Source organism: Thalassotalea euphylliae (assembly GCF_003390335.1).
Lineage (GTDB): Bacteria > Pseudomonadota > Gammaproteobacteria > Enterobacterales > Alteromonadaceae > Thalassotalea_F > Thalassotalea_F euphylliae_B.
Window position 1 is genome coordinate 1,609,934 of the sequence record NZ_QUOU01000001.1, and the last position, 22,639, is coordinate 1,632,572.

The window sequence follows — 22,639 nt, forward strand, 5'->3', positions numbered from 1 at the left end:
CGAGAAAACGGGGGATATATTTATAAGCTTAGTTGGTATTTACATTTCGGCTAAAAAAAAGTGATATTTTTTTGTAACCGAATTGGATTTAACACGCTGAATTTGCGACATAAAAAAGGCCAACAGTGTTGGCCTTTGTCGAATTTGTTAAAATCGCTAATTAATTACGATAAGTAACCAACGTCGGATCAATTAACAACTTTATTCGAGATGTTTTATGCGAAGTTTGCAGATGCAAATTCCCAGTTAATTAATGCCCAGAAAGCTTCCATGTAGCTAGGACGTAAATTGCGGTAATCGATGTAGTAAGCATGTTCCCACAAATCAACTGTCATCAGTGGCGTTAAGCTGTCATCAGTTAACGGTGTTGCAGCATTTGACGTGTTTACAATGTCAACGCCACCGTCAGCCGTTTTGACCAACCACGTCCAGCTTGAGCCGAAGTTATTAACGGCTTTGTCGTTGAATGCAGCTTTGAATTCTTCGAATGAACCAAACTTAGCGTTGATGGCATCTGCTAGTGCGCCAGTTGGCTCACCACCACCGTTCGGGCTCAAGCTGTTCCAGTAGAAAGTGTGGTTCCAGATTTGTGCAGCGTTATTGAATACACCACCTTCTGATGACTTAACGATTTCTTCTAAAGATTTACCCGCTAAGTCAGTACCTTCGATTAAGCCGTTTAATTTAACAACGTAAGTGTTGTGGTGCTTACCGTAGTGAAACTCTAACGTTTCTTGTGAAATATGAGGTGCTAATGCGTCCATTGCATAAGGTAAAGCTGGTAATTCAATAGCCATGTTATTCTCCAGAAATATAGTTTGATTAGAAAATTTTATTCTTAAACAACCTTTAGAACAGGTTTGTTTTTCTGAAAAACCGAGTAAAATACTCAAGTTTTTTGAAGCCACGCATAGTGTACCGAAATTTATAGGTATTACTAGCGCTATATTCAAGGCTAAATAGATGATTTTTATTTGTTGGTAGGTTGGTGTTGAAATTATCGTTAACTGCCCATATCAATCATTTTTACTGCATTTTTATGCACACAGTTAACGCGTAGTTATCACAAGAGGTTATTATGGAAACGATTGAACGCATTAAACAGCAAATTGCTGAGAACCCAATTTTACTTTACATGAAAGGTTCACCTAAATTACCAAGCTGTGGTTTTTCAGCGCAAGCGGCTCAAGCATTAATGTCTTGTGGTGAGAAATTTGCTTTTGTTGATATCCTACAAAACCCAGATATTCGCGCCGAGTTACCGCAATATGCAGATTGGCCAACATTCCCACAATTATGGGTTGAAGGTGAACTCATCGGTGGTTGCGATATTATTCTAGAGATGTTCCAGCAGGGCGAATTGCAGACTGTGATCAAAGAAGCTGCTGAGAAAATGAATAGCCAAGAAAATTCATAATACTTTTCTTACTTCGTAAAAAGCCCGATTGATTTATTCAGTCGGGCTTTTTTTATACGATAAATTATCTTCTAGCTTGGCTATGCTAAAGGCCAGCCACCTAAACTTCGCCATTTATTGACTATGGTACAAAATAGCTCAGCGGTTTTTTCTGTATCGTAAAGTGCGGAGTGTGCTTCACTGTTGTCAAAGTCGATTTGTGCAGCTTCACAAGCTTTGGCGAGCACGGTCTGACCATAAGCAAGGCCTGATAAGGTTGTCGTATCGAAGCTAACAAATGGATGAAACGGACTGCGCTTAATATTACAACGTTCAACTGCGGCATTGAGAAAACCAAGGTCAAACGCCGCGTTGTGGGCCACCATCACCGCGCGCTGACAGCCTGCGGCTTTCATTTTTTTGCGAACGAGTTTGAACATTTCTTTCAGTGCATGCGCTTCTTGCACATTGCCACGTAATGGGTGCGTTGGGTCGATGCCAGTAAAGGCAAGGGCTGACGGCTCTAGGTTAGCCCCTTCAAACGGTTCAATGTTAAAACATATGCTTTCGTCGATACTTAATTCGCCACTGTTTTCGTCTAGCGACAACACGCTTGCCGCTATTTCTAGTAGGGCGTCAGTTTTGGCGTTAAATCCGGCGGTTTCAACATCAATAACAACAGGGAAGTAACCTCTAAATCGCTGAGCGAATAATGATTTTTCTACAGAGGATTCGGCGGCAGTGTTTACAACGTCTGACATGCTTTTTATAAATTAACGAAAATTGCTGAATATTATCGCAAAAAATCTTAGGGATCTCGACATTAGTAATTCAAAAATAATGCATTTACCGTTAAAGTTAATGAAAGAAGTGTCGATATAAAAGTGTCGAATAAAGAATAAGCTTCCGTGATATGAAATATATATTGTTGCGCGCACTAAATCGGTTAGGCAAGGGCAAGTTAGACAAGGTTTCGCAAAAAATGTCGGTTTTCAATGTCAAAAGTCAATCAATCAGTAAAGTGAATAAAGCTCACAAAATTGGTGTGTTGTTAGCTGTTGCAACCACAGTTTTTTCGAGTGCGGCATCTGCTGGCATTCGTCAATACAGCGCGTCGCTTGAAAACTCACATTGGCAGGTAACCAATAATTCTCGCTTAAACTGTACCTTATCGCACAATATTCCAAACTACGGCGAAGCAAAATTTGTCAGCAAAGCTAACCGTAATAACAATATGTTGTTCGAGCTTGATATGTTGCGCCTACCGGATAATTACTCGCTTGCTGAAGTGCGTTCCGTTGCGCCGAGCTATCGCCCAGGTCAAAACGGTTACACCATTGCGGATATGAAGTTGCACAAGCAATTTTCACCTAGCTTAAACAAAAAAGTTGCTTGGACCATGTTAAGCGAACTTGAACAAGGCATGAACCCAACGTTTTACTACAACGATTGGTACAGCAATTCAGATAAAATTTCCGTCGGTTTGTCTAACGCTCGCTTTATGCGTGCTTACAAAGAGTTTGTTGGCTGTGTCGGCAACCTACTTAATTACAGTTTCGACGACATTGCTTACACCGTACTTAACTATCAATCAAACAGCGATAAATTTACCAAAGCTTCTGAGCGCCGCATGGCGATGATTTCGAAGTACTTAAAATTAGATACTGAACTAGAGCTGGTATTGATTGATGCTTACTCTGATAGCTACGGTGGGCGCTGGAATAACTTAGAGTTATCAAAACGTCGTGCAAACAAAATTCGCGAATATTTTGTTAAAAATGGTATTGAACCAAGCCGCATTGAAGCTAAAGGCTACGGTGAGAGACGCCATATAGCGTCTAATGCAACCACATTAGGGCGTGGTCAGAACAGACGTGTCGTTATACATATGGAAAAACCACTCGAATTCTAGCTACAATAAACAGTACTGAATATTGAATATGGCCGTAAGTTAGGTGTAACTTACGGCCATATTTTTATCTAACGTAACGTATTAATCTCAAAAGCCAAGAGAGAAACAAATGAAAAGAATAATAACAACACTTTTGCTCTGCGCCGCTATGGCGTTCAGCGTGCTAGTGCAAGCGAAAGACGCATATACTTATGCCAATTACGACCAAGTGGTAACCACACATACGTATCTAGATCTAGCTATTGATTTTGAAAACAAAGCGTTAAAAGGTTTTGCTGAGTTAGATCTAAAGTGGCTAGTTAACACTAACCAACCTATTTATCTTGATACTCGTGATCTAATTGTTCACCGTGTGATGGCAAAACGCACAGGCGGTAGCTGGCAGAAGGCTAATTTTACCCTAGCTCAGCGTGATAGCGTGCTTGGTAGCAAGCTGACGATTAACGCTAGCTTCAAAGCGGATAAGCTGCGCGTTTATTATCAATCCACTGAAAAAGCCTCAGGATTACAGTGGCTAACTCCGGCGCAAACGGCAGGTAAAAAGTTACCTTTTATGTTTAGCCAAAACCAAGCAATTCACGCTCGTTCGTGGATCCCAGTACAAGACACTCCAAGCGTTCGTATGACCTACAGCGCTCGAATCTCAACACCTGACAACGTGCTAGCGGTAATGAGTGCCAATAATGACCCAGACACCAAGCGCGATGGCGATTACTTTTTTGATATGCCACAACCCGTACCACCATACTTAATTGCCATTGCCGCAGGCGATTTGGTGTTTAAGCCAATGAGTGATATTACAGGGATTTACGCAGAGCCTAGCTTAGTGGACTCAGCGGTTGCGGAATTTGACGATACCCAAGCCATGATTGATGCCACAGAAGCTATGTACGGTGCATATCGTTGGGGGCGCTACGATTTGTTAATTTTGCCACCAAGCTTCCCATTTGGTGGCATGGAAAACCCAAGACTGTCGTTTATCACGCCAACTGTAATTGCTGGCGACAAGAGCTTAGTTAATTTAATTGCCCACGAGCTCGCACATTCTTGGTCAGGTAACTTAGTGACCAATGAAAGCTGGCGCGACTTATGGTTAAACGAAGGTTTTACCAGCTATGTCGAAAACCGTATTATGGAGCGTGTTTTTGGTCGCGATAGAGCCGTCATGGAGCAATCACTTGACGCGCAAGGGTTAAGCTACGAAATCGCAGAGCTAGCACCGGGTGATACGCAACTTTATATTGATTTGGCTGGTCGCGACCCTGATGATGCATTTTCGGGCGTGCCATATACCAAAGGTCAGTTATTCTTAATCTACCTAGAGCAAAAATTTGGCCGCGACGTTTTTGATAACTTTGTCCGTAAGTATTTTGACGAGCATGCATTCCAGCCAATTGGCACTGCCGCCTTCGTGAAATATATCAACGCAGAATTACTCGCTAAGCACCCGGGTATAGTGTCAAAAGAAGAAATTAACGAATGGATTTTCGAGCAAGGTTTACCTAGTTACGTGCCTAAACCACAGTCAAACGCTTTCACGATCATTGACCAACAGATCAACGACTTTATTGGTGGCTCTTTGACCGTGGGGGATTTACCAACCGATACTTGGACCGTTCATCAATGGCTGCACTTTATCAATAACTTGCCATTGACCATTAGCCCAGCGCAAATGGCAACGCTAGATGAGCAATTTAATTTAACCAATAGTACCAATGCTGAAAAAGCCCACGCATGGTACTTATTAGCGCTAAGAACAGGGTATGAAGCCGTTTACCCTGCGATGGAAAGTTACTTAGTCGGTATTGGCCGTCGTAAGTTAATCGTTCCGTTATACAAAAAATTGGCTGAAACGGAGCAAGGTAAAGCATGGGCAACACGCGTCTACCAACAAGCCCGCCCGGGCTACCATCCGCTCGCTCAAGGAACAGTCGACAGCATTTTGAAATAGTCGGACTGCATCATACGAAAAACCGCCCATCTGCTAGCAGATGGGCGGTTTTTTATATGAAACAGCTGCGGTGTGGGTTTCGTTTCTAAACTGGCACACCACTGTGGAATTTAAAGTCGCTATCAGGTGAACTAATGAGTTCAGCTTCTATTTCACCAAAGAACTTAATGCGCTCATCAACTTTGTGTTCGTTTTCAGCGCCCGCAATTTGCTTAGCAAGCGCTAAGTAGTCTTGATAATGACGCGCTTCACTTCTTAATAGCGAAATATAAAAATCGCTCAGGCGCTTATCAACATGAGGGGCAAGTGCTGCGAAGCGCTCACACGAGCGTGCTTCAATGTAGGCACCAATAATGAGCTTGTCAATTAGCGTATCTGGCTCGTAAGTTTTAACATTGCGGATCAAGCCTTTCGCATAACGTGCAGGCGTGATGCTGCGGTATGCAATGTCGTATTCGTCCATAATTTCTAGTACTTGATAAAAGTGGTGCAATTCTTCTTTGATCAACAACACCATTTTGTCGATAAGATCTTGCCCATAAGGTGAGTCAGACTTAGGCAGTACCGATTTCGACAGCTTGTTTTTACTGGCAAGCTCACGCCAGTCACCTTCTTTTTTGTAGATTAGGCGCTCAAATGGCTCCAACCATTTTAATAATGCGTCACCACTTTCTTTATCGACCGCGTATTTGCGGATCAAATACATCGCCTGCTGGCCGGCTTTGAGTTCACAAACGAGGTGGTCGAGCAAAATCATGGGCAGATTTTCAGGTTTTTTAGCGGCTTCAATCCACTCTGGCGGCGTTGCGCATTGAAGAAATTGGTTAATGGGTTCGAGTAATGCTTGATGTTCAGCTTGCATAGCTTTTGCTGTCGTTCTTTGGGAAACAAAATTGGCGGCATTTTACCTTGTTGGCGACCAAGAAAAAATGATCTGCATCGTTTTTCCACGGTAATTTAGCCGAACTCGCAATGGGGCTATGCACTAAACGCAATTTTATATGCGTTTGAGGAAGCACTTGCTTACTTAATTTTCTTGCTCGCATCTCAATAAGTTGGCTAATATCATCGATAGTAACAAAATGATAACAATTACAAAGGGAAGTCAGATGCGTACTTTTATGTTTACCGCCTGTGCACTTGCGGTGCTGGCAGCGTGCCAACCAAACAACGAGTCCACACAAAATAGCAATACCACACAAAGCAGCAGTGCCCAGTCTAGCGCGCAAGCGCAAGCAGAGAATCAATCAAGTGTTGCACAAGCGATGATGACAGAGTCAGAAAAACTCAATCTGTGGTTTGATGAAAAGTACGAAGAGCAATTGCAGAAAAACCCATTAATGATGACGTTTTTGGGGCGTAAAGATCGCTATGACGAGTTTAATGCCATGACTCGCGAAGAAGAGCAAGCGTTACTGGATTGGCATGCGGCCACGGTTAATGAACTCAAAGGTAAGTTTAACTACGAAAAATTAGATGACGATGCCAAAGAGTCATACGACTTGTGGCTTTATCAATATCAAGAAGCGAAAGAGGCTGCTGAGTTTCCCAAAAATGGCTATGTTTTCACGCAAATGAATGGCGCACAGGCTTTTTTAACGCAATTTATGATCAACTTTCATAAAGTTGACGATGTTAGCGACATGCAAGCTTATAACAAAAGAATCAGTGGTTTATCGAGTGCATTAACCAGCCTGCTTGCGCGCGCAAAAGAACATGCTGAATACGGTGTAAGACCGCCGGAATTTGCTTACCTTGGCGTGATTGAACAAGCGAAAAATGTGATAACTGGCCAACCATTTAGCGATGATAAAGACGCCAGTGATGCGCCATTATGGGCCGATGCAAAAGCCAAAATTGCCGCGTTAAAAGGAGCCGGAAAACTTGACGATAGTCAATCCGAGCAGCTGCTAAGCGAAACTAAATCGGCGTTGATGAATGACTATTTACCAGCCTATCAGTCGTTGGTTACTTGGTTCGAGCAAGATATCGCCAATGCAGACAAGATTGCTACTGGTGTCGCTAAGCAGCCAAACGGCGTTGATTTTTACAACATGCGGTTAAAGCACTCAACGACGACAGACCTAACCGCTCAAGAAATTCATGCCCTTGGATTAGCGGAAGTTGAGCGACTGATCGGTGAGATGAAAGCGATTAAAGAGAAAGTTGGTTTTGAGGGCGATTTACAAGCTTTCTTCAAGTTTATTAAAACTGATGCGCAGTTCTTTTATCCAAACACAGATGAAGGGCGTCAAGGTTATATCACAGACTCCGAAGCCTATTTAGATTACATCAAAGGGCAGTTGCCTAATTATTTTGGCATTTTGCCTAAAGCGGATTTGGTCGTGAAGCGAGTGGAGCCGTTTAGGGAGCAAGATGGTGCCGCTCAGCACTATTTCCCTGGTACAGCTGACGGCTCTCGCCCTGGTGTTTATTATGCGCATTTATCGGATATGCGTTCGATGCCTAAAAATGAAATGGAAGCCATTGCTTATCACGAAGGTAACCCAGGCCATCATATGCAAATTTCCATTGCAAAAGAGCTCACGGGCATTCCAAAGTTCCGCACTAATGCACAATTTACTGCTTATGTAGAAGGTTGGGCGCTCTATTCTGAGCTATTAGCAAAAGAAATGGGCGCTTATGAGAATGACTATTCTGATTTTGGCCGTTTAATTACCGAAATATGGCGAGCAGTGCGTTTAGTGGTGGATACTGGTTTACACGCTAAAGGTTGGACTGAGCAACAAGCAATTGATTACTTTAAAGCCAACGCGCCAGTTGCCGAAGATGCGGTGACTTCCGAGGTGCGCCGTTATCTTGTTTGGCCAGGGCAAGCAACCGCCTATAAAGTTGGTATGATAGAGATTCTAAAATTGCGTGAATTTGCCAAAGACTCATTAAAAGAGCGCTTTGATATCAAAGGCTTCCACGACACTGTGCTTGGCGGCGGTGCGATGCCATTACCCTTGTTGGAAAAGCGCGTTAAACGCTGGGTTAATAACGTTAAGCTCAAAGGTTAGCGCTAGCTTAATTTAATACCAATTAGTGAACTCACATTGGTACAAAAAAGCCCGTCTGCAACTGGTGGTGCTGACGGGCTTTTGTTTTCTTTATGAAGATTTATCAACTTTTATCAAATGGCTGGTTAAGTAGTTCGTAACCGTGCGGGGTAAACTTTAACCATGAACCTTGATCGTACCAGTCGCCCAAAACAACACGCGTGCGGGCATTATTATCACTGGTGAAATGATGCACCGCAGGGCGGTGAGTATGGCCGTGAATCATCAAATTCACTTGTTGCTCTGCCATCACACGTTCAACTTCTTCTTGTGTCACATCCATAATGTCTTGCGATTTCATCGCCGTAGAAGCAGCACTTTTTCGGCGGTAGTTTTCAGCAATGCGCTTACGCAAAAACAACGGCAGATTTTTCATGATGCCTTGCCACCACCAACTGCGTGATTTTTTGCGGAAAGCTTGGTAAGCCACATCGCGAGTGCAAAGGGTGTCACCGTGCAAAATGACGAGCTCTTGCTGATATAGCGAAATTTTTTCAACATCGGGTAGCAAGGTCATACCGCTGCGCTTGGCAAAAGCCTTACCCAGTAAAAAATCGCGATTGCCTTGGATAAAGAAAATCTCGGTTTGTGCGCTAAGTGTTTTTAACGCCGTAGCAATTGACGCAACGAAAGGGCTATCGTCGTCATCGCCGAGCCAATATTCGAATAGATCACCGAGAATAAAGAGTTTTTCAGCGTGCGGTGCTTGATGTTGTAAAAACGAGATAAAACAAGCGGTAATATCGGGCCTGTTATCGGCTAAATGTAGGTCAGCAATAAAATAGCTGACCGCTGGTGCGGAATTTGAATTAGTCATGAACGATAAAGTGGCTAAGCGCAGTGCTTAGCCATATCTGATGAAATAATTGCAGTGCTGAGCTATTCAATGGCTCAATGGCTTGAATAGTCAACTAGCTAATTATTCTGCTGAATTATTCGACAATCGTTTCTTCAACAATGATTTCTTCTTTTGGCACATCGTCGTGGAAACCAAAGCGACCAGTTTCAAGCGTTGTCATTTTATCAACGACTTCCATACCTTCAACCACTTCACCAAACACACAGTAGCCCCAGCCGTGCATGTCTTCGCTTTTAAAGTCTAAGAAACCGTTGTCAACCAAGTTGATAAAGAATTGCGCCGACGCTGAGTGAGGATCTTGCGTACGCGCCATGGCTAATGTGCCGCGCTTGTTGCTTAGGCCATTGTTCGCTTCATTCTCAATCGGCTCGCGTGTTGTTTTTTCTTCCATGCCCGAAGCAAAACCGCCGCCTTGTGCCATAAAGCCTTTAATCACACGGTGAAAAATAGTGCCGTTGTAGAAGCCATCTTCAGCGTATTGTTGGAAATTTTTTGCGGTAACAGGAGCGTTGTCAAAGTCTAAGTTGATTTTGATGTCGCCTAAATTTGTTTTAAAAGTAATCATGAATTTACCCTGTTTTTAAAGTGTCGGCAGATTGTAGCTTAATTAATTCGCTTTTTCTCGTTTTGTCTCTGTTTGGCTGTGGTTTGCCTATAAATGATACGTTACAATGTCGCGCTACTTTAAAGTGACGATTTTTATCGCCCACTTTAGAGCTAGGCATTGATTTTATTAATTTGTTTGTACTAAAGGAAACCAAAACACAATGTTGCAAATATACAACACCCTAACTCGACAAAAAGAAGTGTTTAAACCGATTGAAGCTGGCAAGGTGGGGTTATACGTTTGTGGTGTTACTGTTTACGACTTGTGTCACATTGGTCACGCGAGAACGTACATCGGCTTTGATAACATTGTACGCTACTTGCGATTCTCTGGTTACGAGGTCAATTATGTGCGCAATATCACTGATGTTGAAGACAAAATTATCAAACGCGCCAACGAAAATGGTGAAGAGCCGCTAGCGCTTGTCGAGCGCAATATTGCCGAAATGTATCGCGATTTTGATGCGCTAAACTTATTGCGCCCAGATATTGAGCCGCGCGTTACCACGCATATGAATGAAATCATTGAAATGATCGACACATTAGTGGCTAAAAAGCATGCTTATGTGGCGGAGAGTGGCGATGTGCTGTTCGATGTATCTAGCTTTAAAGACTACGGTAAGTTAAGTGGTCAAAACTTACAGCAATTGCAGGCTGGCTCACGTGTTGACGTAGACGAAACAAAGCATAACCCACTGGATTTCGTCTTGTGGAAATCGGCAAAACCCGGTGAACCTTTCTGGGAATCACCGTGGGGCAATGGCCGACCTGGCTGGCATATTGAGTGTTCTGCCATGAATGCCAAAGAGCTTGGCCATCACTTTGATATTCACGGCGGCGGTTCAGACTTATCTTTCCCTCATCATGAAAACGAAGTGGCGCAAAGCTGCTGCGCGTTAGACACGCCTTATGTGAACTATTGGATTCACACCGGCATGGTGCAAGTGGATCAAGAGAAGATGTCTAAGTCATTAGGTAATTTCTTTACGATTCGTGAAGTCTTGGAAAAGTATGATGCAGAAACCACGCGCTTTTTCTTAACGTCAGGCCAGTACCGTAGCCAGTTGAACTACTCAACCGAAAACTTAGATCAAGCGCGCTCGTCAATAGAGCGTATTTACACAGCATTGCGCGATATTGAAGTGCCTACTGACTTCGCGATTGATAAAGCACATCCGCAAGTCGTTGAGTTTTGTGCAGCGATGGATGACGACTTTAATACGCCACAGGCAATTGCCGTATTGTTCGAATTAGCGAAGCAATTAAACGTTGCCAAGCAGCAAGGTGAAACGTCACTGGCGATTGAACTGGCAGGCACACTCAGAGGTTTAGGTGGCTTAATTGGTATTCTGCAATTAGACCCAGCTGAATTCTTGCAGGGCGGCGGTGATAGTGATGAGGTGGCTGAAATTGAAGCCTTAATCGCACAGCGCAACCAAGCGCGTGCTGATAAAAACTGGGCATTGGCCGACGAAGCTCGCGACAAGCTAAAAGCGATGAATATTGTGCTTGAAGACAGCGCAGGTAAAACGACCTGGCGTAAAGCTTAACGCTCTGGCTAAAGCAGCCCTAAGCTTAAAGGTAAACGAAAAGCCGCACTGATTAACCGTGCGGCTTTTTGTTATCTCTTATTGCTACAAATTGCGCAGTAAATCAGGGAATAAACTTAAAGTGCCGCGTTTTCTTGTAATACGTCTACTTGGCGGCGATTATCTTGCTCTGAAATAACAACGCGTGTCGCGATATCTTCTAGGTAGTAAGTTAGATTTAAACGCCCGCGTTTACGCTCTTGCTCGACTGGCTCACCATAGTTGTCACGATAAAAAGCGATAATTTCATCTTCACTTGCCATCGTAAAAAAGTTAACCACAGCGGGCAGCTCATCAATAAACTCGGCAAATACTTTGGCATCGGACAGCACTGGAATATAGACATCGCCTTCTTCGGGAATTGGGCGAACAAAGTTATAGGCGTTAGGGCTAAACGCATCTTCGCTGTCTAGTGTTTCAGGATTGAAACCCTGTGAATCTTCTTGAACGCTTTGTTCGAATGAAGCTTCGGTGATGTTAGCTTGGGGCTTGGCTAATGCTTCGTCTGCTTGTTCTTGAGCTGTTGCTGCTACTTGAGTAGATGAGTTAATTGCTTGTGGTGCAGTTTGTCCCTCGGTTAGCTCCCTCTGCGCTGACGCGCTAGACTGGTCAGCGGTTACCTCCGTGCTTTGCGCATTAACCAATGTCAGCGGACATATCGCCAGCAGGGCGCTAACAGTTAATTTAGCTTTCATCAAAAATTGCTCCATAACTTTTAGTTAACTGTAAAAGTTAGCGATATTAGGGTCAACCTTTTTGGCCAAAATAGCTGAATTGAAAAAGAATTATAGCGACAAGTTCATTTTTAGTTTTACTTATCTCGAGTGTTTACTTGTGCCTTCATGGCTTGTTTATGGTGATCAACCCAAAGCGCTGTGGCACCACAAATAGCCACGGGCATGACAATTAAATTGACAAAAGGGATCATCGAAAACAGCGCTGTGGTAATGCCAAAGCTGTAGCTTTGTCCTTTGTGTTCGTTGAGCCGCCCGCGCATTAAATCAAAGTTAATTTTGTGGTTATCAAACGGGTAATCAAGGTATTGCACCGCCATCATCCAAGAAACAAACAAAAACCAGATGAGCTGACCAATCAACGGCAGTACCCACATAATGATGAAAAAACCAATAGCGCGCGGCAGGTAGTAGCGCAATTTACACCATTCGCGGCTTAGCGTTCGTGGAATGTCTTTAAACACATCAGCGAGACCACCGCTGGTATCTTCTTGGCCGGTTAGTTTAGCTTCCACTTTTTCTGCTAGTAGCCCATTAAATGGCGCCGCTAACCAATTAGCGATGGCACTAAAAATAAAGGAAAAACCGATAAGAATGGCGACAACTGCGACTGGCCACACGAGATATTCGAGCCAGAGTAGCGCCTCAGGCAACCAACCTAAAAACTGCCCGATATAAGCATTTAACTGTGATAACAGCCAGTAAAAAGTGAAGCCAAAAATAACGAGATTAACGGCTAAAGGGATAAGCACAAAACGTCTTAACCCTTTCGAATTAATTAAATTAAAACCTTGAAAAAAATAGCCTGAACCGCTGTTTGCTAACATATATGCCTTAGTGCTCTTGTGCTGGTGAAAATACTGTCACCAGCCAGAAAATAATATCGATTATAAGAAAATTTCATTGTTAGCCAAGTATTAACAGGGCTGCAAAGCTGAATTAGGTGTGACAAAGTGTGACGAAATTTGATAAATTGCGCATCTAACAAAAATAACTTGGCATCGCCTTAACTTCACTTAGATATGCGTTTAAAACAAATCAAACTTGCTGGTTTTAAATCGTTTGTCGATGTCACAAAAGTTCCTTTTCCCCATCAAATGACTGCGATCGTTGGCCCGAACGGTTGTGGAAAATCTAACATTATTGATGCCGTGCGCTGGGTACTGGGCGAAAGCTCTGCCAAAAACCTGCGCGGCGATGCCATGACAGATGTTATTTTCAATGGCTCAGCCGAGCGAAAACCGATAGGGCAGGCAAGTGTTGAGCTGATTTTTGAAACTCAATCTGAAGCCCAATCTGAAACCAATGCCGAGAGCACGCAGCACTCGCCAACGAATAACTTTCATCTCGCCGCTAATTTAGCTGAACGCAATGAGGTATCTATTCGGCGTACCGTCAACCGCGACGGTCAAAACGTATATTATCTAAATGGCAGTAAGTGTCGTAAAAAAGACATCACAGATGTTTTTCTCGGCTCTGGGCTTGGTCCGAAAAGCTATGCGATTATTGAGCAGGGCATGATCTCTCGGCTCATTGAGTCAAAACCACAAGAGTTGAGGGTATTTGTTGAAGAAGCGGCGGGTGTCTCAAAATATAAAGAGCGCCGTCGTGAAACCGAGCTTAAATTGGATCACACCAGTGACAACTTATCGCGCCTTGGCGATATTAGCCAAGAGATTGGCATTCACCTTAATGTCTTAGATCAGCAAGCAACGCAAGCAAGCCAATATCGCAAGCTCAAAGCGCAAGAGCGAGAATTAAAATCCATTATTGCCACGGTTAAGTATCAAGCCGCGCAACAGCAGTTGGATAAACTGAGTACCGTTATTGCTGAATTAAGCCAGCAAATGACCACGGCAAAACAGGAACTTGGTGAGCAAAAGGCGGCATTGACTAAGCAAGAGCAAGCAATCGAGCAAGAGTACCAACGACTTAGTCAAGCGCAGCACGAGTTAACGAGTGCTAATCAAGCCAATAGCCGATGCCGACAAGAGTTAGCGACCGCACAGCACTTGCTTGCAAACAATGAAAAGCAATTAGCCCGTTACGCTGAAAAACAACGAGAAACCAGCGAGAAAAGCCAACAATTTCAAACAGAAATTGGTAACTGGCAAAAAAAATTGGCAGAGCTTGCGCCGCAAATTCTACTGGCAGAGCAGGCCTTGGTTGCTGCTAAAGCCCAATTACTAAGCCTTGAACAGCAGTTAACCGCGCAAGAGCAATTAGTCCACACCAAGAATCGGGAGCGCTTAGCACAGCAAGAGCAGCGCATTGCGCAACAAAAAGCCGCGCTTGCGCACCAAGAGGCGCTCGCTAAGTTAGATGCACAGCTTGACGCAAAACAATCACGGCTCGATGAGCTTGATGAGCAAACACTGGACGATCTTGACGAACTGACAGCCCAACAGCAGTCGCTGACTAACGATCTGGCAGCAACACAAGAGGCGTTAGATGCGTTACATGATGAAAAACGACAAGTCGATGCCGAGCTCAAAGCAACAGTGCAAGCTTTGTCTGATGCTAACCAAGCTCAGCTGGCGGGGCAGCTGCAATTGCAACAATTGGAAACTCAATTGGCGGTTAAAGAAGAGTGGCAAAGCGAATGTGAGCACTGGCTCACTGAGCAGGGCATTACTGGGCTACAAAGTTATCGAAAGGTCATCTCAGTAGAAAAAAAATGGCAAGTGGCGGTCGATAAAGTACTCGGCCATTGGCTGGATGCTTTCTTACTGGATAATAAAGACTTTGCGCAACTGTTGCCAACTGCTGAGCAAACTCTTGAAAAAGTAACGCAAACAGCGGAGCGCTACTGGTTAATCAATCAAAGTAAGCTACAACAACATGCTCAGCTGGGAAGTTTGGCGACAAAAGTCAGCACCGATATTGGTTTTTTGCCGCTATTAAACCAAGTGCAAATTGCCCATGATAAATCAGCGTTAGCGACACTATTAAGTACTTCAGCTGATAACAGTGACACAGATGATGGTTACATCGTTTGCCCAGACGGCAGTTTATGGTCGAGAGTTGCCAGTTCAAAGGGGCGCGAGGTGCAAGGGGCGAATCGCTTGGCGCTGCAATGCCAATACGACGAGCTTAAAGCACATTTAGCAAATCAAGAGCCGTTAATTAACGATCTTTCAAATAAACAAGCGGGACTGAAAGCGACGCAGCAATCATTGGTTCAGCGCACTGAGCAATTGACGAGTCAACAGTCAGCTCAAAAACTCGCACAGCAAAAAGTCATCAGTGAATTTGAATTTAAAAGTGCGCAAGTAGCGCAGCACAACCGCCAAGTTTTGCAGTTAACACAGGCAATTGATGAGCTTACCCAAGAGCGGCACGAGTTAGTTGTAATCATTGAACAAAAAAATGTCGAGGTTGCAGCTCATTCACAAACCGCCCAACAAACACAGCAAGCCGAGCAAGCGTTAGCCAACTTGCAAACGCAAGTCACAGCTTTACAGACGCAAAAGCATGCGAGTCAGCAAGCGGTTAATGAAGCTCAACACGCGTTGCAACAAGTACAGCTTGAACATCAACAGCACTCGCTAAGCTTGCGTCAAACTGAGCTGCAATTAGTGCATGCTAACGAGCAACAACGCAGCACCGAAGAGCAACTGGCGCACTATCAGCAAGAATTGGCCAAACTGCCTAAAACCGATGCGCTCGCGCAGCAAGTGAATGAAAGCAGCGAGCTTGTTGAGCAAGCACAAGCAAAACTGGCAACTGCCGAATTGCAGCTCGATGATAGCAAGGCTCAAAAATCACAACTCGCCAAGCAAATTACCCTACAAGAAACCAGAGTGAGTCAACAAAACGATACAGCTCACCAACAAGCGTTGAAAAAAGAGCAATTAGTGTTCGAGCTTAATGCGGCTAAAGCGTCATTAAGTGAACTTAAAGAGCTAAACCAGCAGCAAGTTTTTGGCGAACCAACAGGGTCGATTGCTAGTTATCAACAACAGCTAAAACAAGTGTCGCGTAAGCTTGCCGAGCTTGGGGCGGTTAATTTAGCAGCAATTGATGAGTTTCAACTGCAACAAACGCGAAAAAATCAGATAGATTTACAAATTGAGGATTTAACTCAAGCAGTTGCCACGTTAGAATCGGCAATAGCAAAGATTGATAAAGAAAGCCGCCAAAAGTTTAAAACCACTTTTGAGCAGATTAACCAAGGTTTTTCAGCACTTTTCCCGAAAGTATTTGGCGGTGGGCAAGCGTATTTGACATTAACCTCAGATGACTTGCTTGATACCGGTGTCACCATTATGGCGCGTCCACCGGGCAAAAAAAATAGCACAATTCATTTGCTCTCGGGTGGAGAAAAAGCGTTAACGGCATTATCATTAGTGTTCGCCATTTTCCGACTGACCCCCGCACCATTTTGTATGCTGGATGAGGTAGATGCACCGCTGGATGACGCTAACGTTGAGCGTTTTTGTAATCTGGTCGGTGAAATGTCTAAAACTGTGCAATTTATTTATATCAGTCATAATAAAATCGCGATGGAGATGGCTTCACATCTAACTGGCGTGACCATGATGGAACCCGGCGTGTCTCGCATGGTCTCAGTAGATATAGATGAAGCAATTGCCATGGCAGAAGTATCATAATAAACAGGCTCGATGATGGAAGATAATTTTCGAAACGCATTAATCATTATCAGTGCAATTGTAATTGCCGCCATTTTTATCCACGGTTTGTGGACCATTCGCAAGAATAGAAACCCGTACAAATTAAAAACCAATGACACCAAAGTGGAGCCGATGAGTCGCGACTTTGATGGCAAGGGCTTTGATCAAGACGGTGTCGGTGAAGCACGTGTTGTTTCAGGTTCGGCATTAACCGGCGAAATTGAACATCCGCCAGCGGATGAGGAAATTCCTAATCAACCAGCACCGGCGCCAACTTACAATGACGAGCCATTACCCGTTGATATTGCTGAGCAGCCAATGGCAGCAGATAATCCTGTGCCGACTACCTCAGAATCAGAGATAGCAGATGAGTTAGCCTTGGAGTCAGAGCCAAGTGTTTATCAAACACCTGTGACTCAGGCTAAGCCTACAGCAGCGGTTTCAACATCGGCAAAAACAACCAGCGACGCGTCACTAAAGAAAAACCAAATTGAGCTTAACTTTGATGACAGTATTGATACTAGCGCTAGTGGTGAGCGCAAAGAGCCGACATTTGGCTCTCAGCCAAGTGACGAACTTGAAACTTCTGACCAGACACCGACGTTAGAGCAACCAGAAATTGAAACAGAAGTGATTGTGTTATCTGTGGTTATGCCACAAGGACAATTAATGTCTGGTGCTGCTTTATTGCCAAGCCTATTAACGCTTGGTATGAAGTACGGTGATATGAATATCTTCCATCGCCATGAAGACAATGCAGGTAATGGCAAAGTAACGTTTAGCCTTGCCAATATGATGAACCCAGGCACCTTCGATTTGGACAATATGGAAAACTTCACCACGCAAGGGGTGAGCATGTTTATGACCTTGCCCAATGCTGGTGATCCGTTTGAAGTGTTTGAACAAATGCTAGCGGCGGCCAAGCAACTGGCGCAGGAATTCAATGCCCAGATCCTTGATGACAAGCGCAGCGCCATGACTAAGCAAACTGAGCAACATTATACGAGCAAAATCAGAGAGTTCGACCGCAAGCAGCGGATTGCACAAAGTTAACAGTATGATTTAACCGCTAAAAAAGCCTCCCGTTGGAGGCTTTTTTCACGACGGCTTTTACGACCCGAAAGCTTTACGAACGAAAAGAATTGAATATGTCACTAGAAACTGCACAGCAGCAAGTGGAAAAAATTTCCGAGCAAATCCGCCAGTACAATCACGAATATTACGTATTAGACCAACCTTCGGTACCGGATGCCGAATACGATCGACTAATGCGTGAGCTCATCGCCCTTGAAACTGAGTTTCCAACATTAAAGAGTATTGACTCGCCCTCGCAAAAGGTGGGAGGCGAAGCGTTAAAAGCGTTTAGCCAAGTTACCCACCAATTACCTATGTTATCGCTTGATAACGTGTTTTCCCAAGACGAATGGCAAGCCTTTGTTACTCGTATTAATGATCGACTGGCAACGACTAAAACACTGGCATTTTGCGCAGAGCCTAAGCTAGATGGCTTAGCAGTAAGCTTGCGTTACGAGCAGGGCGTACTCGTGCAAGCTGCAACACGAGGTGATGGCACAACTGGTGAAAATATCACAGAGAATATTCGCACCATAAAACCTATTCCGCTCAAGCTAATTGGCCAAGACTACCCAGCCGTATTAGAAGTGCGCGGTGAAGTGTTTATGCCGAAAGCGAGCTTTGAAGCGCTAAACGAGCGCGCCAAGGCAAAAGGGGAGAAAGTATTTGCCAATCCGCGCAATGCTGCCGCCGGTAGCTTGCGTCAGCTTGATTCTAAAATAACCGCACAGCGCAACTTAGCGTTTTACGCTTATGGTATTGGCTATGTCAGTGAGGAAGGTCAAACTTGGCTGGCCGACTCGCACTTTGCGCGATTGAATCAGTTAAAAGCTGTTGGTATGCCAATGTGTCCTGAGGTGAAGTTCCTCGCCAGTGCCAACGACTGTGAAGACTTTTACCAAGATATTTTGAACAAACGCGATGCGCTAAGTTATGAAATCGACGGCACCGTATTGAAAGTTGACGATATCGCGTTGCAAACACAATTGGGGTTTGTCGCCAGAGCACCCCGCTGGGCGACGGCCTACAAATTCCCTGCGCAAGAAGAAATTACACTGCTTGAAGACGTGGAATTTCAAGTGGGGCGCACCGGCGCGATTACGCCTGTTGCGCGTTTAAAGCCGGTATTTGTTGGCGGCGTAACGGTAAGTAACGCGACGCTGCACAATCAAGACGAAATAGAACGCTTGGGTTTGCAAAAGGGCGATACGGTAGTGATTCGCCGGGCAGGTGACGTAATACCTCAAGTTGTCAGTGTGGTACTAGAGCGTCGCCCTGACGATGCTGAACCTGTTGTGTTTCCTAATGCTTGCCCAGTATGTGACTCACCCGTCACTAAACCGGAAGGTGAGGCGGTGCTGCGCTGTACAGGCGGTTTAATATGCGGCGCTCAGCGCAAAGAAGCCATCAAACACTTTGCATCGCGTAAAGCCTTCGATGTCGATGGCTTAGGTGACAAATTAGTTGAACAATTAGTCGACGAAAACTTGATTGCGACGCCGGCGGATCTATTCGATCTAACTGAGTTGCAAATTAGCAGTTTAGAGCGAATGGGGAAAAAGTCTGCTGAAAAGCTTGTCGCATCACTAGAAGCGGCCAAAACGACGACGTTAGCCAAGTTTATTTATGCACTAGGGATTCGCGAAGTAGGTGAGGCGACAGCGGCTAACCTTGCTAATCACTATTTAACGTTAGAAGCGGTGCAGCAGGCTAACCGAGAATCTCTGCAATCGGTATCAGATGTTGGTGAGGTGGTTGCCAATAACATTGCGGTGTTTTTTGGGCAAGAAACTAACTTGGCTGTGATCGAAAAGCTCTTGTCAGCAGGGGTTAACTGGCCTTCAATTGAAGTGAAATCAGCAGACGAGCAGCCACTGACGGATCAAACTTTTGTATTAACTGGCACCTTGTCGCAAATGGGGCGTAATGAAGCTAAGGCGAAGCTACAAGCATTAGGGGCAAAAGTCTCAGGTAGTGTATCTGCAAAAACACACTTTTTGGTTGCAGGTGAAAAAGCTGGCTCAAAATTAACCAAAGCACAAGACCTTGGGGTTGCGGTGTTAACTGAGCAAGACTTAGTTGATTTACTGGCTAAACACGAGGCGTAATTGTGCAAGCACAATTGATGGAGCTGGCCAGCCAGCTGGGGCTGTGGTTTCGTCCTTATCAAAGCCAATGCGCGATGGCGATTATCGCCACTTTGCTGGTACTTTTTGGCGGCGAGATTTCACAATCTATCCGTCAATTAATTAAGCAGCAGCACTTGGTGGTGCGAACCTTAATCTTTGTGGTGGTGTGTGCGTTTGGCTACGGTGCGGCAACCGTCTGGTTAAGTGCGTTATTAACGGATTTGTTAGCGAGAATTCCTACCCCGTATTTGGTACCAGCCGTGGTCTCAGTATTTGTTGGGCTTGGGCTGTATGCGCAAAAACAGCGCCATATATAATTCGATGTGAGAAAGCCAAGGGCAAAATAAATGCCCAAACCACAAAAACGTAAAAATAAAAAATATGAGCCTTTGAATTAAGCAACACAGTAAGAACAGCGAAGATTATCATGAACATTAGAGCACTGAGCGTACTTGTCTTATTACTATTTTCAGCACTCCCAATAAGTGCCCAAGCGCACCAACATAAGTCGCCAGCGCATAAGGAAGCCAATGTGGAAACCATTACCGTAAAAGCGAGTGAGCTAAGTGATAGTGCGGGCTTACAATATGTTGGTGGCATAGTTGAAAAAGCAACAATCGCAACCTATCTAGAGCGCTTAAAAACCATGGAAACGGATAGTTTTGAGACTTTACGTGCCGGCCAAGCTAGCCGAGATCACGGCAAGTTTCACGTTACTTTCATTAACCCATTTGAAATAAAAGAAGTGAGCGAGCAGCAGGTTCATCAGCTTTTGGCCAGTGAGACAGTGTTTGATTTTCAAGTCAAAGGGCTAGGGCGCGTGATTAAAGGCAATGGCAAGGCTTATTTTATTGTCTTGTCGTCAGCCGAGGCTGATGCAATGCGCAAACACTTGGGCTTGTCGCCGAAAGACTTTCATATAACCTTAGGCTTTTCGCCCTCAGATATTTATGGCGTGCGTAAAGATGAAAGTACGCTGGTTGACTAGAGCAATAGCTTATTAGGTCAATCGCTTAAAAGTCGCTTCAAGTTTACGCTAGAGTATTGAGTACAAGTGCCCCAATATCACAAAATAACGTTTATCCATGGCAAGTAGAAGGAATTAGTATGAAACGCAGTTTGTCAGTTATCGCATTAACTTTGTTGATAAATGCCTGTTCAACCTCGTCAACAGGTCGCCAGCAAATTACCTTGTTCTCTTCGGGAGAGCTAAACAAGATGGGCGCAGCATCGTTTGAGCAACTCAAAGAAAAAGAAAAAATCTACCAAGACAGTGCCACAAACCGCTATGTGCGCTGTATAGCTAACGACATTATTGAGCAGTTACCGGGTAACCCTAAACCAAGTGATTGGGAAGTGGTGGTGTTTGATTCTGAGCAAGTCAATGCATTTGCACTGCCAGGGGGAAAAATAGGTGTTTATACCGGTATTTTGAAGGTGGCTGAAACGCCGGCGCAATTAGCCGCGATAATTGGTCACGAAGTCGCGCATGTGATTGAGCAACACTCTAATGAGCGTATGTCTTCAGGTCAGCTTGCGCAGATCGGTTTACAAGCTGCTGATGCCGCGATGGCAAGCCAAAACGTGCAAAACCGAAACGCGTGGATGGCGGGCTTGGGGCTAGGGTTGCAATACGGGGTACTCATGCCTTATGGGCGCACCCATGAGTCTGAAGCGGATATTGTTGGCCAAAAACTCATGGCAAAAGCGGGGTATGATCCCAAAGCGGCGATTCAGCTGTGGCGCAATATGGCCAAAGGAAGCAAAGGTGCGCCGCCTGAATTTATGTCAACGCATCCCTCAAGTGATACACGTATTCGTCAGCTCACCAATAACCTTCCCAACGTTAATGGTGACTACCAAGCCTCAAGTAAAGGGCAATGTCACCTAGGCTAGTCACTCAAAGATATAACCTCAGCCTAATTGCTTGCCAGTTTGATAATAACCAGTGCTCAGCGAGTAGCGATCTGAGCACTGGCTTAGCATGCTAAATAAGCATAAAATTTTTATGGCGATCTTATGTAGCTTCAAGTACTTAGCAAGCATATTTACTGCCAGTATGTTGGTTATAAGTTTGATCTAGATCAAAACATCTGTTCAAAAAACAGATCATCCATTATAATGCGCGACGTTTTTAACTTGTGTAGGAAGTGAAAGATGTCTCACGATGAAAATTTCAAAGATAGCGCGTCAAAACGTCACCTGTTTTTAGCATTAGTCGCTATAGTTTCAATGCCTTTATTACCTATGTTAATGGGTTGGTACACTTACTTAGTGTAATAGGTCGCCCCCTTTATCGAACGTATTTATGAACATTTTAGTGGTAGATGATAATGCAAGCGTATTGGCACAAGTTAACGGCTTACTCGCTGGCCGCGGCTACCGTGTAATCAATGCGAAAAATGGCTTGGATGGGTATGAAAAATACCAGCAACAAGCATTTGATTTGCTTATTATCGACCACTTGATGCCACTAATGGATGGCGTTCAATTACTCAAAAATATTCGCCAACACGATCAGCTAACCCCCATCATTTTTATGACCACGCAGGGGCGTGAATCCATGAAACATTTGATTGAGCAATCGCTGTGTGATTGTATTCTCGACAAGCCACTCGATGAAGTGCAATTCCTAGCACTAATTGCGCAGCTGAACAAGCAAAATACTCGCGTCGCTTCTCTGTAAAAATCAT

At 44.3% G+C, this 22,639-nt stretch carries 19 protein-coding genes; 12 read left to right on the forward strand and 7 right to left on the reverse strand.

Annotated elements, in window-relative coordinates:
- Positions 1-215: 215 nt before the first annotated feature.
- Complete coding sequence (locus tag DXX93_RS07090; protein ID WP_116007483.1) at positions 216-797, reverse strand: Fe-Mn family superoxide dismutase; 582 nt, start codon at positions 795-797, stop codon at positions 216-218.
- 281 nt (positions 798-1,078) lie between these two features.
- Here DXX93_RS07090 and DXX93_RS07095 point away from each other — a divergent pair, with 281 nt between their 5' ends.
- Complete coding sequence (locus DXX93_RS07095) at positions 1,079-1,417, forward strand: Grx4 family monothiol glutaredoxin (RefSeq protein WP_116007484.1); 339 nt, start codon at positions 1,079-1,081, stop codon at positions 1,415-1,417.
- An 80-nt stretch (positions 1,418-1,497) separates the two neighbouring features.
- Here DXX93_RS07095 and rnt read toward each other — a convergent pair whose 3' ends face one another.
- Positions 1,498-2,157, reverse strand: a complete 660-nt coding sequence (rnt, locus tag DXX93_RS07100) for a ribonuclease T (RefSeq protein ID WP_116007485.1) — start codon at positions 2,155-2,157, stop codon at positions 1,498-1,500.
- 278 nt (positions 2,158-2,435) lie between these two features.
- On the opposite strand from rnt, the gene DXX93_RS07105 reads away from it, so the two are divergent.
- Entirely contained in the window at positions 2,436-3,308 is an 873-nt protein-coding gene (locus DXX93_RS07105; RefSeq protein WP_374188941.1) for a flagellar protein MotY, read from the forward strand.
- Positions 3,309-3,417: 109 nt separating this feature from the next.
- Complete coding sequence (locus DXX93_RS07110; protein WP_116007486.1) at positions 3,418-5,259, forward strand: M1 family metallopeptidase; 1,842 nt, start codon at positions 3,418-3,420, stop codon at positions 5,257-5,259.
- Between the two features lie 85 nt (positions 5,260-5,344).
- On the opposite strand, the gene miaE is transcribed toward DXX93_RS07110, so the two are convergent.
- Complete coding sequence (miaE, locus tag DXX93_RS07115; protein ID WP_116007487.1) at positions 5,345-6,121, reverse strand: tRNA isopentenyl-2-thiomethyl-A-37 hydroxylase MiaE; 777 nt, start codon at positions 6,119-6,121, stop codon at positions 5,345-5,347.
- 247 nt (positions 6,122-6,368) lie between these two features.
- Between miaE and DXX93_RS07125 the strand changes: the two genes are divergently transcribed.
- Positions 6,369-8,282 (forward strand): DUF885 domain-containing protein, encoded by a 1,914-nt coding sequence (locus DXX93_RS07125; protein ID WP_116007489.1) that lies wholly within the window; start codon positions 6,369-6,371, stop codon positions 8,280-8,282.
- Between the two features lie 103 nt (positions 8,283-8,385).
- On the opposite strand, the gene DXX93_RS07130 is transcribed toward DXX93_RS07125, so the two are convergent.
- On the reverse strand, positions 8,386-9,138 hold the full coding sequence (locus DXX93_RS07130; protein ID WP_116007490.1) for a UDP-2,3-diacylglucosamine diphosphatase: 753 nt from the start codon (positions 9,136-9,138) through the stop codon (positions 8,386-8,388).
- Between the two features lie 115 nt (positions 9,139-9,253).
- A complete protein-coding gene (locus DXX93_RS07135) occupies positions 9,254-9,745 on the reverse strand; it encodes a peptidylprolyl isomerase (RefSeq protein WP_116007491.1) in 492 nt (163 codons plus the stop codon).
- A gap of 202 nt (positions 9,746-9,947) precedes the next feature.
- Between DXX93_RS07135 and cysS the strand changes: the two genes are divergently transcribed.
- On the forward strand, positions 9,948-11,336 hold the full coding sequence (gene cysS / locus DXX93_RS07140) for a cysteine--tRNA ligase (protein ID WP_116007492.1): 1,389 nt from the start codon (positions 9,948-9,950) through the stop codon (positions 11,334-11,336).
- Between the two features lie 116 nt (positions 11,337-11,452).
- Here the strand turns inward: cysS and DXX93_RS07145 are convergent, their stop codons facing one another.
- On the reverse strand, positions 11,453-12,070 hold the full coding sequence (locus DXX93_RS07145) for a hypothetical protein (RefSeq protein WP_147302653.1): 618 nt from the start codon (positions 12,068-12,070) through the stop codon (positions 11,453-11,455).
- A 116-nt stretch (positions 12,071-12,186) separates the two neighbouring features.
- Positions 12,187-12,936 (reverse strand): sulfate transporter CysZ, encoded by a 750-nt coding sequence (gene cysZ, locus DXX93_RS07150; protein ID WP_116007494.1) that lies wholly within the window; start codon positions 12,934-12,936, stop codon positions 12,187-12,189.
- 195 nt (positions 12,937-13,131) lie between these two features.
- On the opposite strand from cysZ, the gene smc reads away from it, so the two are divergent.
- From smc to DXX93_RS07185, 7 genes are all read left to right on the forward strand, one after another.
- Positions 13,132-16,722 (forward strand): chromosome segregation protein SMC, encoded by a 3,591-nt coding sequence (gene smc / locus DXX93_RS07155; protein ID WP_116007495.1) that lies wholly within the window; start codon positions 13,132-13,134, stop codon positions 16,720-16,722.
- Between the two features lie 12 nt (positions 16,723-16,734).
- Positions 16,735-17,796, forward strand: coding sequence for a cell division protein ZipA (gene zipA, locus DXX93_RS07160; RefSeq protein ID WP_258872612.1), 1,062 nt, complete (start codon positions 16,735-16,737; stop codon positions 17,794-17,796).
- A 95-nt stretch (positions 17,797-17,891) separates the two neighbouring features.
- The gene (gene ligA / locus DXX93_RS07165; protein WP_116007496.1) at positions 17,892-19,925 is read left to right on the forward strand and encodes an NAD-dependent DNA ligase LigA; all 2,034 of its coding nucleotides are present in this window, start codon (positions 17,892-17,894) and stop codon (positions 19,923-19,925) included.
- Positions 19,926-19,927: 2 nt separating this feature from the next.
- On the forward strand, positions 19,928-20,263 hold the full coding sequence (locus DXX93_RS07170; RefSeq protein WP_116007497.1) for a DUF3392 domain-containing protein: 336 nt from the start codon (positions 19,928-19,930) through the stop codon (positions 20,261-20,263).
- A 110-nt stretch (positions 20,264-20,373) separates the two neighbouring features.
- The gene (locus tag DXX93_RS07175; RefSeq protein WP_116007498.1) at positions 20,374-20,934 is read left to right on the forward strand and encodes a hypothetical protein; all 561 of its coding nucleotides are present in this window, start codon (positions 20,374-20,376) and stop codon (positions 20,932-20,934) included.
- A 119-nt stretch (positions 20,935-21,053) separates the two neighbouring features.
- Entirely contained in the window at positions 21,054-21,842 is a 789-nt protein-coding gene (locus DXX93_RS07180; RefSeq protein WP_116007499.1) for a M48 family metallopeptidase, read from the forward strand.
- A gap of 412 nt (positions 21,843-22,254) precedes the next feature.
- On the forward strand, positions 22,255-22,632 hold the full coding sequence (locus DXX93_RS07185) for a response regulator (protein ID WP_116007500.1): 378 nt from the start codon (positions 22,255-22,257) through the stop codon (positions 22,630-22,632).
- Positions 22,633-22,639 lie beyond the last annotated feature (7 nt).